General features: G+C 73.7%; 11 protein-coding genes. 10 read left to right on the top strand and 1 reads right to left on the bottom strand.

The window, feature by feature from the left end; all coding sequences use genetic code 11:
- Positions 1 to 133: 133 nt before the first annotated feature.
- Positions 134 to 778: an HNH endonuclease gene (locus OG550_RS26385; RefSeq protein WP_327681589.1), complete on the bottom strand. Its 645-nt coding sequence runs from the start codon at positions 776 to 778 to the stop codon at positions 134 to 136.
- Positions 779 to 1,449: 671 nt separating this feature from the next.
- Between OG550_RS26385 and OG550_RS26380 the strand changes: the two genes are divergently transcribed.
- The 10 genes from OG550_RS26380 (at position 1,450) to OG550_RS26335 (ending at position 14,774) form a co-directional block, all read left to right on the top strand.
- Positions 1,450 to 2,676 carry a mechanosensitive ion channel family protein gene (locus OG550_RS26380; protein ID WP_327681587.1) on the top strand — a complete coding sequence of 409 codons (1,227 nt, stop codon included), beginning with the start codon at positions 1,450 to 1,452 and terminating at the stop codon, positions 2,674 to 2,676.
- A gap of 316 nt (positions 2,677 to 2,992) precedes the next feature.
- Positions 2,993 to 4,183 (top strand): ROK family transcriptional regulator, encoded by a 1,191-nt coding sequence (locus tag OG550_RS26375; RefSeq protein WP_327681585.1) that lies wholly within the window; start codon positions 2,993 to 2,995, stop codon positions 4,181 to 4,183.
- A gap of 309 nt (positions 4,184 to 4,492) precedes the next feature.
- Complete coding sequence (locus OG550_RS26370; RefSeq protein ID WP_327681583.1) at positions 4,493 to 5,848, top strand: extracellular solute-binding protein; 1,356 nt, start codon at positions 4,493 to 4,495, stop codon at positions 5,846 to 5,848.
- Positions 5,849 to 5,872: 24 nt separating this feature from the next.
- The gene (locus OG550_RS26365) at positions 5,873 to 6,871 is read left to right on the top strand and encodes a carbohydrate ABC transporter permease (RefSeq protein ID WP_327681581.1); all 999 of its coding nucleotides are present in this window, start codon (positions 5,873 to 5,875) and stop codon (positions 6,869 to 6,871) included.
- Between the two features lie 21 nt (positions 6,872 to 6,892).
- Positions 6,893 to 7,807 carry a carbohydrate ABC transporter permease gene (locus OG550_RS26360; RefSeq protein ID WP_327681579.1) on the top strand — a complete coding sequence of 305 codons (915 nt, stop codon included), beginning with the start codon at positions 6,893 to 6,895 and terminating at the stop codon, positions 7,805 to 7,807.
- Complete coding sequence (locus OG550_RS26355) at positions 7,807 to 9,096, top strand: 6-phospho-beta-glucosidase (RefSeq protein WP_327681578.1); 1,290 nt, start codon at positions 7,807 to 7,809, stop codon at positions 9,094 to 9,096. The genes OG550_RS26360 and OG550_RS26355 overlap by 1 nt, the downstream gene beginning before the upstream one ends.
- Positions 9,097 to 9,253: 157 nt before the next feature.
- Entirely contained in the window at positions 9,254 to 10,273 is a 1,020-nt protein-coding gene (locus OG550_RS26350; RefSeq protein ID WP_327681576.1) for an N-acetylglucosamine kinase, read from the top strand.
- A gap of 428 nt (positions 10,274 to 10,701) precedes the next feature.
- The gene (locus OG550_RS26345; RefSeq protein WP_327681574.1) at positions 10,702 to 12,156 is read left to right on the top strand and encodes a CBM96 family carbohydrate-binding protein; all 1,455 of its coding nucleotides are present in this window, start codon (positions 10,702 to 10,704) and stop codon (positions 12,154 to 12,156) included.
- A 171-nt stretch (positions 12,157 to 12,327) separates the two neighbouring features.
- On the top strand, positions 12,328 to 13,785 hold the full coding sequence (locus tag OG550_RS26340) for an MFS transporter (protein ID WP_327681572.1): 1,458 nt from the start codon (positions 12,328 to 12,330) through the stop codon (positions 13,783 to 13,785).
- A complete protein-coding gene (locus OG550_RS26335; RefSeq protein ID WP_327681570.1) occupies positions 13,782 to 14,774 on the top strand; it encodes a hypothetical protein in 993 nt (330 codons plus the stop codon). Before OG550_RS26340 ends, OG550_RS26335 begins: the two co-directional genes overlap by 4 nt.
- The last annotated feature ends 26 nt before the right edge of the window (positions 14,775 to 14,800 follow it).

Genomic DNA, 14,800 nt, shown 5'->3' with positions numbered 1-14,800 from the left:
CGGGGCGGGCGGGCGCGGGAGCACGGACGGCGGCACCCGTACGGCGGGCCGCCGCGCTCCCCGTCTGCGGGGTGCGCGGCGGCCCATGAGGCGTACCGGGAAATATGACGGGCAAGCCCTTGTGGAGCGGTGGTCAGGCGGAGAGCGGTTCGGGCTGCTCACCGCGGCGGACGGGGGCCGAGTGGGCGGCGTGCGCCCGGCCGAGCGGCACCGGATGGGTGGCCTCGGTATGGTCGTGGTGTTCGTACTCGCCCCACTGCGGGGCGCGCAGCTGGTCGCCGCCGCCGTACGGTTCCAGGTAGGGCCGCCAGCGCGGGTCCTTGATCCCGGTGCCGATGATCCGCCAGGCCAGGCCGGACGGCGGGGCGGGCGGGCGCTTCATGCGCCAGCCCAGTTCGGTCAGGTGGCGGTCGGCCTTGGTGTGGTTGCAGCGGCGGCAGGCGGCCACCACGTTGTCCCACCGGTGCTGGCCTCCCCGGCTGCGCGGGATGACGTGGTCGACGCTGGTGGCGGCGGCCCCGCAGTAGACGCAACGGCCGTGGTCGCGGGCGAACAGCGCCCGGCGGGTGAGCGGGACGGGCCCGCAGAATGGGACCCGCACGAAACGGGTCAGACGGACGACGGACGGCGCCGGAAGGGCGCTGGTGGCGCTGTGCAGAGTGACACCCGAGTCCTCTAGGCTGACGGCCTTGTGGTTGAGGACGAGGATGAGTGCGCGGCGCATCGATACGACGCCGAGTGGCTCGTAGGACGCGTTGAGGACCAGGACATGCGGCACGGATGCCTCCTTGGACGCCTGCGGCGCGTGGCTCGCGCCGGGACGAGCGGTTGGATCACACAGCGGGTGCGTGATCTCCCCCAGTGTCGCCTTACGCCTTTGTACGGCGCCACCACTCCTGTGTAACGGACCTGAAGTGAACTCCGGGTGTGGCTTCTGTCATACCCGGTATGCCCGGGGGAAGGGCGAGTTGCACTCCGGTGCCCGCGGGGGGCGCGGCGGCGCCCGGGCGGGGGACGGCTGGGCCGGTCGGAGCAGCCGGGGCGAACGGTCGGCCGCCGGTCGGCGCAACGGGCCCCGACAGTGCGTCCGGCCCTGGAAGGGGCGGGGCGGGGCAAGGGCCGGAGGCGGTTCGGACACGCCCAGGACGCGCTCAGGAGGCGCTCCGGACGGGCTCCGGGCGCGGGAGCGGCCGGAGGCGCGGCCGGCGCGGTGGGCAGCGCGCCGGGGCGTTGACGGGGCGTCCGACGGGCGGCCGTGCGCCCTCCCCGGGCCGGTGGGCGGACCGTGCGGGAGCGGTGCGCGAGCGGTGCAGGGGTGGTCGGCGTGTCAGGGTCCCGGGCGGGCGGCGGATAGGGTAGTGCGGACGGTCCGCAGGCCAGGGGCGTGCCTCCGGGGTGTGCCTCCGTGGCGGCGGGCTGTGCCAAGCCCCCTGCAGGAAGGTCCCGCTCGTGTTCAGGTCCGGTGCCGCCGGCCTCCTCGCCGACGCGTCCGCCACGCCGTCGGCCTCGACGCCGAACCCCTCCCCGAGTCCCACGGCCCCGGGACTGCCGCAGCTCGACCTCAGAATCCCGACCAGCGCGCAGGAGGTCTCCGACACCACCCGGCAGGCCGCGAGCTGGTTCGACTCGCACTGGCAGGAGTGGCTGGCAAGCGGGGTGCGGATCGTCTTCATCGTGGTGCTGGCCCTGGTGCTGCGGGCGATGGTCCGCAAGCTGATCTCCCAGCTGATCGCGCGGATGGTCAAGCCCGCCGAGGGCGAGGACGAGCCCGGGCGGCTGGGCGGGCTGCTGGCCAACACCGGGGTGGTCAACCCGGAGCGGCGCCAGCAGCGCTCGGAGGCGATCGGCTCGGTGCTGCGCAGCGTCGCGTCCTTCACCATCCTGGGGACGGCCGCGCTGATGGTGCTGTCGGCGCTCGGGGTGAACCTGGCTCCGCTGCTGGCCAGCGCCGGTGTGGCCGGTGTGGCGATCGGTTTCGGCGCCCGCAACCTGGTCACCGACTTCCTCTCCGGGGTCTTCATGATCATGGAGGACCAGTACGGCGTCGGCGACGAGATCGACACCGGGGTGGCCACCGGCACGGTGCTGGAGGTCGGCCTGCGGGTGACCAAGCTGCGCGGTGCGGGCGGCGAGATCTGGTACATCCGCAACGGCGAGGTGAAGCGGATCGCCAACATGAGCCAGGGCTGGTCGACCGCCTCCGTGGACGTCCAGGTCGGCTACAAGGAGGACCTGCTGCGGGTCGAGGCGCTGATCCAGGAGACCGCGGAGGCGCTGGCCAAGGAGGCTCCGTTCGACGAGCTGGTCTGGGCGCCGTTCTCGATCCTGGGCGTGGAGTCGGTGGCGGTGGACTCGGTGGTGCTGCGGGTCGAGGCGCGGACGGCGCCGGGCAAGTCGCTGAGCGTGGCGCGCGCCCTGCGGCAGCGACTGAAGGTCGCGTTCGACGAGGCCGGGATCAAGGTCAAGGAGGAGGTCGCGCCGGCCGCCGCCGGTGCGGGTGCGGCCGCCGGGACGGCCGCCGCCGGGGTGGTGCTGACCACCGCGACGGCCGGCACGCCGGTCGCCGACCCGGCTCCGCCGTCCGCGCTGGCGGACCCGAACTCGCCGCGCTACCAGGCGACGGCGCCGATACCGGCGCCGGTGAAGCCGGTCGACGACGCGGCGAAGGCGCCCTGACGGGCGGCGGACGACCGCCCGGCCGGCGCACGTGAACGAACGAGGCCCCGTCTTCCGAGCAGGTGGGAGGCGGGGCCCCGTGCTGCCCGGTAACGCTTCGGCATCCACCGCGTGAAGGACCATTGACACCCTCCCGACGCGGACCGTACGGTCCTGTCTCAAGCGACTGGAAAGTTTCCTAACAGTTCGCCCCGGCCCCGCCACCGGCCGCCCGGACCCGCGCCGGAGCTGCCCCGCGGCCGACTCGGAACAGCCCGGGACCGACCCGCGCGCACCCGTCGGCCGACCCGACCAGCAGGAAGAGGAGGATCTCCGCGTGACCAAGACGACCGCCAAGGCCCCCCTCGCCGGCACCCCCAGCCTGCTCCGCGCGATCAACGACCGCGCCGCCCTCGAACTGCTGCTGGAGAACGGACCGCTCTCCCGCACCCAGATCGGCACGCTGACCGGGCTCTCCAAGCCCACCGCCTCCCAGCTGCTGGCCCGCCTGGAGGCGGCCGGGCTGGTCCTGCCGGTGGGCACCACGGCGGGCGGCCCCGGGCCCAACGCCCAGCTGTACCAGGTGAACCCGGCCGCCGGCCACGTCGCCGGACTGGACGTCACCAACAGCCACGTCCGGGTCGCCGTCGCCGACATCACCGGCACCACGCTCACCGAGCTCGTCGTCCCCACCAAGGGGTGGACGGCCGCCGAGACCGTCCCCCGGGTCGCCGGGACGGTCGCCGAGGCGGTCCGGTCCGCCGGGCTGGCCGAGGACGCCCTGCACACCGTGGTGATCGGCGTCGGCGGGGCGCCCGACCCGGGCACCGGCAAGCTCAGGTACGCCTCCCACCTGCCCGGCTGGCACACGCCGCGGCTGGTCGAGGAGCTGTCCGGGGCGATCGGCGCGCCGGTGTCCATCGAGAACGACGTGAACCTGGCCGCCGTCGCCGAGCAGGCCTCCGGCGCGGCGCGCGGGTTCGAGGACTTCGTCCTGCTCTGGGCCGGCGAGGGCATCGGCGCGGCGATCGTGATCGCCGGCCGTCTGCACCGCGGCTTCACCGGCGGGGCCGGGGAGGTCGGCTACATGCCGGTGCCCGGCGCCCCGGTGGTGCGGGACGTGCGCCGCCGCAACTCCGGCGGCTTCCAGGAGCTGGTCGGCGCACCCGCCGTCCGGGTCCTGGCCCGGGAGCACGGGCTCGGCGCACCGACCGCCGAGGAGTCGCTCGCCAAGGCGCTGGAGACCCCGGGCGCCGGGGACGCGTTCCTCACCGAGCTGGCCGGCCGGCTGGCCGTCGGACTGGCCGTGATCGTCGCCGTCGTCGACCCCCAGCTGGTGGTGGTCTCCGGCGGCGTGCCGACCGCGGGCGGCGAACGGCTCCGGGCGCTGGTCGAGGAGGAGCTCGCCCGGATCTCGATCGCCAGACCGGAGGTCCGCGGCAGCACCCTGTCCGGCTCGCCCGTCCTGCTCGGTGCGCTGCAACGCGCGCTGGCGGCCGCCCGCGAGGCGGTCTTCTCCACCCACTGAGGCCAGCCCCGAGCGCCGACGCCGCACCCACCGGCGCCAGGACCGACCCCGACGGCACCCGGCCGACGGCACCCGACTCCCACCGCCCGACTCCCCCGTCGCCCGACCCGACGGCGCCCGACCCGACGGCGCCCGACCGACCCGGCGCTCCCGCCTGGTACCGCCCGCACCACCTGCTCCACCCGCACCAGGAACCACCGCTCCAGGAACCACCGCACCGCTCGACCCCTGCACCCACCTCTCCCCAATCCCCCAACGCGGGACCCGAGGCAATGACGCCTGCCCGCGCACCCCCAGGAGGACCTCGAAGTGCACTCCACCACCTACCGCAGAGGCCGCCGTACGATCGCCGCCGTCGCCGGCAGCGCCGTCCTGGCCCTGCTGGCCACCGCCTGCACCGGTTCCAGCGACGGCGGCGGCAGCGACGACTCGGCCGGCGGCAAGGACGTCACCATCTCCTTCTGGCACGGCTGGAACCAGGAATCCGAAGTGAAGGCGATCAACGACAACATCGCCGCCTTCGAGAAGGCCCACCCGAACATCCACGTCAAGGTGACCGGCAACATCGCCGACGACAAGGTCAACCAGGCCCTGCGGGCCGGCGGCGACGAGGCCCCGGACGTGGTCTCCTCGTTCACCACCAACAACGTCGGCATGTTCTGTTCGACCAAGGCCTTCACCGACCTCAAGCCGTTCCTGGCGAAGGACAAGATCGACGCGGCCAAGACCTTCCCGGCCGCGATGCTCAACTACACGCAGTTCGAGGGCAACCAGTGCTCGCTGCCGCTGCTCGGTGACGCCTTCGGCCTGTACTACAACAAGAAGGCCTTCGCCGCGGCCGGCATCACCAGCCCGCCGAAGACCTTCAGCGAGTTCGCCGCCGCCGCCACCGCGCTCACCATCGCCGACGGCGACGGCTACAAGCAGCTGGGCTTCATGCCGCTGTACCACGGCTACGAGTCGACCACCGAGCACTTCCTCGGCCAGTACGGCCCGACCTACTTCGACGGCGCCGGCAAGTCCACCGTCGCCACCGACCCGAAGGTCGCCGCGATGATGAACTGGCAGAAGGGCCTGGTCGAGAAGCTCGGCGGCTACGACAAGCTGGACAAGTACCGGGCCACCTTCGGCGAGGAGTTCAGCGCCAAGAACCCGTTCCACACCGGCCAGGTCGCGATGGCCATCGACGGCGAGTGGCGCACCGCCTCGCTCGCCGAGAACAAGCCCGACTTCGAGTGGGCGACCGCGCCGTTCCCGGTGCCGGACGACCAGGCCTCCACCTGGGGCCGCGGCTACCAGACCGGCACCATCGTCGGCATCGCCAGCGCCAGCAAGAAGCAGGCCGCCGCCTGGGAGTTCGTCAAGTTCCTCACCACCGACACCGACGCGGTGGTCTCGTTCGCCAACGCGATCCACAACGTGCCCAGCACCTTCGCGGCGCTCGACTCGCCGAAGCTGATCAGCGACCCGAACTTCAAGACCTTCCTGGACATCGCGAAGAACACGCACTCCGGCACCACGCCGGCCAGCGTCAACGGCGGCGGCTACCTCATCTCCCTGCAGAACGCCGGCTACGACTACGAGTCCGGCAAGCAGACCGATCTCGCGGCCGGCCTCGCGGCCACCGCCAAGGAGATCGACGCCGCCATCGCCCAGGCCAAGTAGCGCGCAACGGTTCACGGAGCTCCCATGTCACTCGCGTCCGCCACCCGCAGGGGCACCGGACCGACCGACCCGGCGGCGCCCTCCACGCAGCACCTGCTGCGCCGGAAGCGCCGCCGGGAGGCGGCCCGCACCCTGGCCTTCCTCTCCCCCTGGCTGATCGGCTTCGCGGTCTTCTTCCTGTACCCGCTGATCTCCACCGTCTACTTCTCGTTCACCAAGTACAACGGCTTCGGTGCGCCCTCCTTCAGCGGCCTGAAGAACTGGGACTACGTCTTCAACGACCTCCCGGCGTTCTGGAAGGGCCTGCGCAACACCCTGTGGCTGGTGCTCATCATGGTGAGCCTGCGGGTGGCGTTCGGCCTCGGCATCGGGATGCTGATCACCAAGGTGAAGAGCGGTGCCGGCTTCTTCCGCACCGCGTTCTACCTGCCGTACCTGGCACCGCCGGTGGCCGCCACCGTCGCCTTCGCCTTCCTGCTCAACCCCGGCACCGGCCCGGTCAACCACTTCCTCGGCGAGGTCGGGCTGCCGCAGCCCGGCTGGTTCTCCGACCCGGACTGGTCGAAGCCCGCGCTCACCATGCTCGCCCTGTGGGGCATCGGCGACCTGATGGTCATCTTCATGGCGTCCCTGCTGGACGTCCCGAGGGACCAGTACGAGGCCGCCGAGCTCGACGGCGCCGGCCCGTTCCAGCGCTTCCGGTACGTCACTCTGCCGAACATCTCGCCGATCATCATGTTCGCGGTGGTCACCGGCGTCATCCAGACCATGCAGTACTACACGCAGGCGATCGTCGCCGCGAAGGTCGCCGGCGGCAACGCGGGCAACTCCGGGCAGCAGTTCGAGCCCGGCTACCCGCAGGGCTCCACCTGGACCCTGCCGCAGATGGTCTACAACCTCGGTTTCCAGCGCTTCAACTACGGCGCGGCGTGCGTCGTCGCCCTGGTGCTGTTCGCCATCTCGATGGCCGTCACCTCGCTCCTGCTCCGCCGCAAGTCCGGCTTCATGGCGAGCGACGACTAGCGGCCCAGTGAGGACACGATCATGACTCTCAGCCCCACCCTCACGGCGAAGGCCCCCGCGAAGGGGCCCGCCCGGCGCGGCACCCCGACCGCCGCCGCCCGCGCGGCCCGCCGCCGCGCCCTGCTCAACTGGGTGGCCGTGCACTCGCTGGCCATCGCCGCCACCCTGTTCTTCCTGCTGCCGCTCGTCTTCGCCTTCCTGACCTCGGTCATGACGGACAGCCAGGCCCTGACCACCGACTACTGGCCCACCTCCTGGGAGTGGGGCAACTACCTCAAGGTCTGGGACACGCCCGGCTTCCTCACCTGGTGGCGCAACACCCTGCTGTACGCCGGCCTCGGCACCGTGCTGACCATCGTCTCCAGCCTCCCGGTGGCCTACGCGCTCGCCAAGTTCCGCTTCCGGGGCCGCAACCTGGCGCTGATGGCGGTCATCTCGATGATGATGCTGCCGCCGCAGGTCACCATCATCCCGATGTACCTGTTCTGGGCGAAGGAGCTCGGCCTCAGCGGCTCGCTCTGGCCGCTGATCATCCCGATGGCCTTCGGCGACGCCTTCTCGATCTTCCTGCTCCGGCAGTTCCTGCTGACGATCCCCAAGGAGTACATCGAGGCGGCCCGGATCGACGGCTGCGGCGACCTGCGGACCCTCCTCAAGGTGGTGCTGCCGATGACCAAACCGGCCATCGCCGCCGTCGCCCTGTTCCAGTTCTTCTACTGCTGGAACGACTTCTTCGGCCCGCAGATCTACGCCAGCAACAACCCCGGCGCCTGGACCCTCTCCTACGGCCTGGAGTCCTTCAAGGGCGCCCACCACACCAACTGGAACCTCACCATGGCCGCCACCCTGCTGGTGATGGCCCCGGTGATCGTCCTCTTCTTCTTCGCACAGAAGGCCTTCATCGAAGGCGTGACACTGACAGGGGTCAAGGGCTGATGTCCACACTCAAGCTGGCCATCGTCGGCGGCGGTTCGACGTACACCCCGGAGCTGATCGACGGCTTCGCCCGGCTCCGGGACACCCTGCCGATCGGCGAACTCGTCCTGATCGACCCCGCCGCGGACCGGCTGGAGCTGATCGGCGGGCTGGCCCGGCGGATCTTCGCCAAGCAGGGCCACGGCGCCGTGGTGACCACCACCACGGACGTCGAGGCGGGCGTCGCCGACGCCGACGCCGTCCTGCTCCAGCTGCGGGTCGGCGGGCAGGCGGCCCGCAACCGGGACGAGACCTGGCCGCTGGAGTGCGGCTGCGTCGGCCAGGAGACCACCGGCGCGGGCGGGCTCGCCAAGGCGCTGCGGACCGTCCCGGTGGTGCTGGACATCGCCGAGAAGGTCCGGCGGACCAACCCCGACGCCTGGATCGTCGACTTCACCAACCCGGTCGGCATCGTCACCCGGGCCCTGCGGGAGGCCGGCCACAAGGCCGTCGGCCTCTGCAACGTCGCCATCGGCTTCCAGCGGCGGTTCGCCAGGCACCTGGGCGTCGACCCGGAGCTGATCCGGCTCGACCACGTCGGCCTCAACCACCTCACCTGGGAGCGCGGCGTCACCCTGCTCGACGCGCCGGGCGCCGCGGGCGGCCGGGAGGTCCTGCCGGAGCTGCTCGCCGGCTTCGGCAAGGAGATCGCCGAGGACCTGCTCCTGCCGCAGCGGGTGATCGAGCGGCTCGGCGTCGTGCCGTCCTACTACCTGCGGTACTTCTACCAGCACGACGCCGTGGTGGAGGAGCTGAAGGCCAAGGGCTCCCGGGCCGCCGAGGTCGCCGAGATCGAGCGGCAGCTCCTGGAGATGTACGCCGACCCCGCGCTGGACACCAAGCCCGAGCTGCTCGGCAAGCGCGGCGGCGCGTTCTACTCCGAGGCCGCCGTCCAGCTCATCGCCGCCCTGCTCGGCACCGACGGCTCGACCTCGGTCCAGGTGGTGAACACCCGCAACGACGGCGTGCTGCCGTTCCTGCCGGACGACGCCGTCATCGAGGTGCCGGCCGAGGTCGACGCGGCGGGCGTGCGCCCGCTCCCGCAGCGCCCCGTCGAGCCGCTCTACGCCGGCCTGATCGCCGCCGTGACCGCGTACGAGCACCTCGCCCTGGACGCCGCCCTGCGCGGCGGCCGCGACCGGGTCTTCGACGCCCTGCTCGCCCACCCGCTGGTCGGCCAGATCGAACTCGCCAATCAGCTGACGGACCGGCTGCTCGCCCACAACCGCGAGCACCTCGCCTGGGCCTGACCAGCCCGGCCGTACTCCGGCCCGCACTCCGTGGGGGGTGCGGGCCGGGCCGCCGCCGAGGGCCCGCAGGCCCTCCGCGCGGTGAGGCCGCGAGGAGACCGCCCACCCCCGGCCGGGAACACCCACGGCCGGGCCACGTACGAGCCGCGGGGACCTGATGACCCACCAGCCCGAACCACACCTGCCCGGCGTCCTCGCCATCGACGCGGGCAACTCCAAGACCGACGTCGCCCTCATCGGCGCGGACGGCAGCGTCCTCGGCTCCGCCCGGGGCGGCGGCTTCACTCCGCAGAAGACCGGCGGCGCCGCCGCCGTCGCCGGCCTCGCCCCCCTGGTCGAGCAGGCCGCCGCCGCGGCCGGGATCACCGCCTGGCACGGCCCGCTGACCAGCCACGTCAGCGCCTGCCTGGCCAACGCCGACCTCCCGGTCGAGGAGCAGGCGCTGCGCGCCGCCCTGGAGACCCACCCGTGGGGCGCCAGCAACACCGTCGTCAACGACACCTTCGGCCTGCTGCGCGCCGGGACCGACGGCCCGCGCGGCGTGGCCGTGGTCTGCGGCGCCGGCATCAACTGCGTCGGTCTGCTGCCCGACGGCCGCACCGCCCGGTTCCCCGCCCTCGGCGAGCTGACCGGCGACTGGGGCGGCGGCGCGGGCCTCGCCCTCAACAGCATGTGGCACGCCGTCCGCGCGGAGGACGGGCGCGGCGGTCCGACCGTGCTGGCCCCGGCCATCGCCGAGCGCTTCGGCCTGCCCAGCGCCGGTGCCGTGGCCGAGGCCGTCCACCTGGGGCACCTGCCGTTCGCCCGGCTGCACGAGATCGTGCGGGTGCTGTTCGCGGTCGCGGAGGGCGGGGACCGGGTGGCGCTGGAGCTGATCGACCGGCAGGCCGACGAGATCACCCGGCTCGCGGTCGTCGCGCTGCGCCGGCTCGACCTCCTGGAGTCGCCCACGCCGCTGGTGCTCGGCGGCGGGGTGCTCGCCTCGCGGCAGCCGCTGCTGCTCGACAACCTCGCCGCGCGGCTGGCGGAGGCGGCGCCGCTCGCCGAACCGCGCGTCGTCGTCGCGCCGCCGGTGCTGGGCGCGGCCCTGCTCGGCCTGGACCACCTGGGGGCGGGCGCCGGGGCGCAGGCCCGGGTGCGGGAGGCGTACGACCAGGACCGGCCGGTGGCGGCGTAGCGTCCGGCCTTCCGGGGGTGGGTGGGCACGGCCCGCTCCCCCGTCTCCGCCCCGCCCGCTCCCCCGTGCCCGCTCCCCCTGCCCGCTCCCTCGTCTCCGCCCCCGCCGGGTCCGCACACCGGGCGGGGGCGGTCCGCTGTCCGGGGCCGTTCGGGGCCGTTCGGGGCCGTCCCGGCGGGGTCGGGGAAGGGGTCGGGGAAGGGGCCAGGGCACCCCGCGGTGCGGGCGGGGGACGGGGCGAAGGACCGGGCAAAGGGCCGGAAGGGTGTTGGTAAAGGGGACGTAAGGGGCGGATGTGGCGACGGCACCGTGCGTTCACCAACCGGCCACCGCCGCAAGGGAAATGCATCACCCGGGGGCAGGCTGCCGTCCCTAACGTCTCCCGACGCACCGCCGACCGTCCCCCTCCTCTCACGAAGGGTCACCCCATGCCCGGACGCAGAGTCGTCGTCGCGGCCACCCTGGGATCCATGACCGCCGGCGCGCTGGCCGTCACCGCCTTCTCCGGTGCCGCCACCGCGGCGGTCGGAACCACCACCTTCACCCCGGTGGCCGACACCTACGCGTACAGCAGCAATCCGAGCACCAACTACGGCACCTCCGGTCAGCTCGGGGTGGACAACAGCCCCGCCAAGCGGCTGTTCCTCAAGTTCACCGTCTCCGGGCTCACCTCGCCGGTGACCAGCGCCAAGCTGCGCATCCACACCGACGACGTCTCCGGCGCCGAGAGCGGCAGCGGCGGCACCTTCCGCTCGCTGAGCAGCACCACCTGGTCCGAGACCGGGCTGACCTGGAACAACCAGCCGGCCGTGGACGGCCCGGTGCTGGGCTCGATCGGCGCCGTCTCGCGCAACGCCTGGTACGAGGTCGACGTCACCTCCTACGTCACCGGGAACGGCACCTTCGCCATCGGCGCGACCTCCTCGTCCAGCGACGGCGCCGACTACGACTCGCGCGAATCCGGCTCCACCGCACCGCAGTTGGTGATCACCACCGAGACCGGCACGCCCTCCCCGTCGCCGACCCCGACCACCACCCCGTCGCCCACCGCGACCCCGACCGCCTCGCCGACTCCCACCGCGACCCCGACCGGCGGCGCCGACCCGGTGCTGGTCGGCGCCGGCGACATCGCCAACTCCGGGAGCGGGGACGAGGCGACGGCCAAGCTGCTGGACGGCATCCCCGGCACCGTCTTCAACGCGGGCGACAACGCCTACCCCGACGGCAGCGCCTCCGACTACACCAACTACTACGCCCCGACCTGGGGCCGCCACAAGGCGCGCACCAAGCCGGCGCCCGGCAACCACGAGTACAACACCTCGGGCGCCACCGGCTACTACAACTACTTCGGCGCCGCCGCCGGCACCCCCGGCCAGGGCTACTACTCCTACGACCTGGGCAACTGGCACGTGGTGGCGCTCAACTCCAACATCGCCACCAGCGCCGGATCCGCCCAGGAGCAGTGGCTCCGCGCCGACCTCGCCGCCAGCAACAAGCCCTGCACGCTGGCCTACTGGCACCACCCGCGGTTCACCTCCGGCTCCAACCACGGCCCGAGCACCTCCGTCGGCCCGCTGGTCCAGGCGCTGTACGACTACAACGCGGACGTGATCGTCACCGGCCACAACCACCAGTACGAGCGGTTCGCGCCGATCAACCCGAGCGGCGCGCTCGACACCACCCGCGGCATCCGGCACTTCGTGGCCGGGATGGGCGGCGCCAGCCACTACAGCTTCGGCACCATCCAGGCAAACAGCGAGGCCCGCAACAGCGACACCTACGGCGTGCTGAAGTTCACCCTCCACGCCAACAGCTACGACTGGCAGTTCGTCCCCGAGGCGGGCAAGACGTACAACGACAGCGGCACCACCGCCTGCCACTGACACCCCGGCGGACCACCGGCACGACGGCGCGGCCGGGACCACCCCGGCCGCGCCCCCGCCCCGCCGCGCCCTCCGCTGCTTCCGCTGCTTCCGCCGCACCCGCCGCACCCGCTTCCGCCGCTACGCCGACCACCCCGCGCGCCGCGCGCCCGCACCGGCGAAAGGCCACCCGTGTACCTGTCCACCATCGGCCGCCCGGCCACCGCCGACCCCTCCACCGCTCCCGGCGGGGGCGCCCCCGCCGACCCCTCCGGGGGCCCCTCCGAAGGCCCCGCCGGGAAGCCGCGGCGCCGCCGCTGGGCCCTGGTCGGCGGCAACGTCGTCGCCCTCGGCACGGTCAGCCTGATCACCGACGTCTCCTCCGAGATGGTCACCGCCGTCCTCCCCCTCTACCTGATGACCGCCCTGCACCTCGGCCCCGCCGCGTACGGGGTGATCGACGGCCTCTACGGCGGCGCGACGGTGCTGCTGCGCCTGGTCGGCGGCTTCCTCGCCGACCGGATCCAGCGCCGCAAGGCCGTCGCCGGGTTCGGGTACGCCATCTCCGCCGTCGCCAAGCTCGGCCTGATCGCCGCCGGCTCCGCACCCGCCGCGCTCGGCCTGGTGATCACCGCCGACCGGGCCGGCAAGGGCCTGCGCAGCGCCCCGCGGGACGCCCTGATCACGCTCTCCGCCCCGGAGGGCTCGCTGGGCCGGGCGTTCGGCGTGCACCGGACGATGGACGCGGCCGGCGCCTTCGCCGGACCGCTGCTCGCACTCGCCGTGCTGGCGGCGGCCGGGCAGGCCTTCGACGCGGTCTTCGTCACCAGCTTCTGCGTCGCCGCGTTCGGCGTGCTGGTGCTGCTGCTGTTCGTCCGCGACCACCGCACCCCGCTGCCCGCCGCCGGCGCGATCTCCCCCCGCGCCGCGCTGGGCCTGCTCCGGCGGGGCCCGGTGCTGCGGCTGGTGCTGGCCGCCGCCCTGCTCGGGCTGGCCACCATCGGCGACGGCTTCGTCTACCTGCTGCTGCAGCGGCGTTCGGACCTGTCGCTGGGCTGGTTCCCGCTGCTGGCCGTCGGCACCAGCCTGACGTACCTGCTGCTGGCCGCCCCGCTGGGCGCGCTGGCCGACCGGATCGGCCGCCTCCCGGTGCTGCTGGGCGGCTACGCGGCGCTGGCCGGCGCGTACCTGCTGCTGTACGGACCGCTCGACGGGACGGCCGCCACGGTGGCGGTGCTGGTGCTGCACGGCCTCTTCTACGCGGCCACCGACGGCGTGCTGATGGCGCTGGCCGGGCCCCGGCTGCCCGAGGCGCTGCGGACCACCGGGATCGCGCTGGTCCAGAGCGGGCAGGCGCTGGCGTACCTGGCCTCCTCGGTGCTGTTCGGGCTGGCCTGGCAGTACTGGGGTCCGGCCGCCGCGAGCCGGGCCGCCGCGGCGGCCGTCGTGGTGGCGCTGCTGGGGAGCGCCGTGCTGCTGTCCGGCGGTCGGCGCGGCGCCTCCCCCGGCGGCGCGACCCCCGGCGGCGCGACCCCGTCCGGCCCCGCCACGTCCGGCGCGACCCCGTCAGGCCCCGCCCCGCAGGACGCCCCCGGCGGCCCGGCCGCCCCCGTGACCACCCCCGACACCCCTGCGGAGGACCCGCGTTGAACCTCACCCCGCGTGCCCGGCTGCTGGCCGTCGCCACCGCCGCCCTGCTGCTCGGCGGCGCCGCCACCACGTACACGCTGACCGCCGCCGACCCGGCACCGGGCGCCGCCGCGAGCGCCCCCGACCCCGACGACGCGCCCGGCGGCACGGTGGCCGGCCCGCGCATCCAGGTGCTGAGCAACGGCCTGCTCTCCTCGGTGTCCCGGCAGGACCCGGGCGGCAGCCGCGAGGTCGGCGGCCGCCGCTGCGAGCGCGCGTACGCCGCCGCCGACACCGTCGCCTGCCTCGCCCCGGCCGGCGCCCTCGACGGGCCCGAACTCGTCGTCCTGGACCGCTCCTCGCACGAGCGGAAGCGGATCGCCCTGACCGGCATCCCCAACCGGCTCCGGGTCTCCGCCAGCGGCCGCATGGTCTCCTGGACCCTCTTCGTCGGCGGCGACTCCTACGCGGGCAACTCCTTCTCCACCCGCACCGGCGTCCTCGACACCTCCGGGGGACAACTCCTCAACACCCTGGAGGAGTTCGCGATCACCCGCGACGGCCGCCCGTACCGCGCCGCCGACGTCAACTACTGGGGCGTCACCTTCACCGCCGACGACAACCGCTTCTACGCCACCCTCGCCACCGACGGCCACCGCTACCTGGTGGAGGGCGACCTCGCCGCCCGCACCGTCCGCACCCTCGCCGACAACGTCGAGTGCCCCTCCCTCTCCCCCGACGGCACCCGGATCGCCTTCAAGCAGGCAGTCGACGCCGACCCCGCCAAGGGCTGGCGCCCGGCCGTCCTGGACCTCGCCACGCTGACCGCCACCCGGCTGCCCGAACAGCGCTCGGTCGACGACCAGCCGGCCTGGCTGGACGACGCCACCGTCGCGTACGCGATCCAGCGCCCGGACGGCGTCAACGACGTCTGGGCGGTACCGGCCGACGGTTCGGCGGCGCCCGCGCTGCTCGTCCCCGAGGCCAACTCCCCGGCGCCGCTGTCCTGAGCACCGGCCCGCACCGGCCGACGGCC

The organism is Kitasatospora sp. NBC_00458 (assembly GCF_036013975.1).
Classification (GTDB): Bacteria; Actinomycetota; Actinomycetes; order Streptomycetales; family Streptomycetaceae; genus Kitasatospora.
This window is presented reverse-complemented; position numbering and strand designations above follow the sequence as displayed.

Excerpts from the sequence above, each read along its gene's own strand:
- OG550_RS26355 (WP_327681578.1), top strand. The coding sequence starts at position 7,807 with ATGTCCACACTCAAGCTGGCCATCGTCGGCGGCGGTTCGACGTACACC.
- OG550_RS26345 (WP_327681574.1), top strand. The coding sequence starts at position 10,702 with ATGCCCGGACGCAGAGTCGTCGTCGCGGCCACCCTGGGATCCATGACC.
- OG550_RS26365 (WP_327681581.1), top strand. The coding sequence starts at position 5,873 with ATGTCACTCGCGTCCGCCACCCGCAGGGGCACCGGACCGACCGACCCG.
- OG550_RS26350 (WP_327681576.1), top strand. The coding sequence starts at position 9,254 with ATGACCCACCAGCCCGAACCACACCTGCCCGGCGTCCTCGCCATCGAC.
- OG550_RS26360 (WP_327681579.1), top strand. The coding sequence starts at position 6,893 with ATGACTCTCAGCCCCACCCTCACGGCGAAGGCCCCCGCGAAGGGGCCC.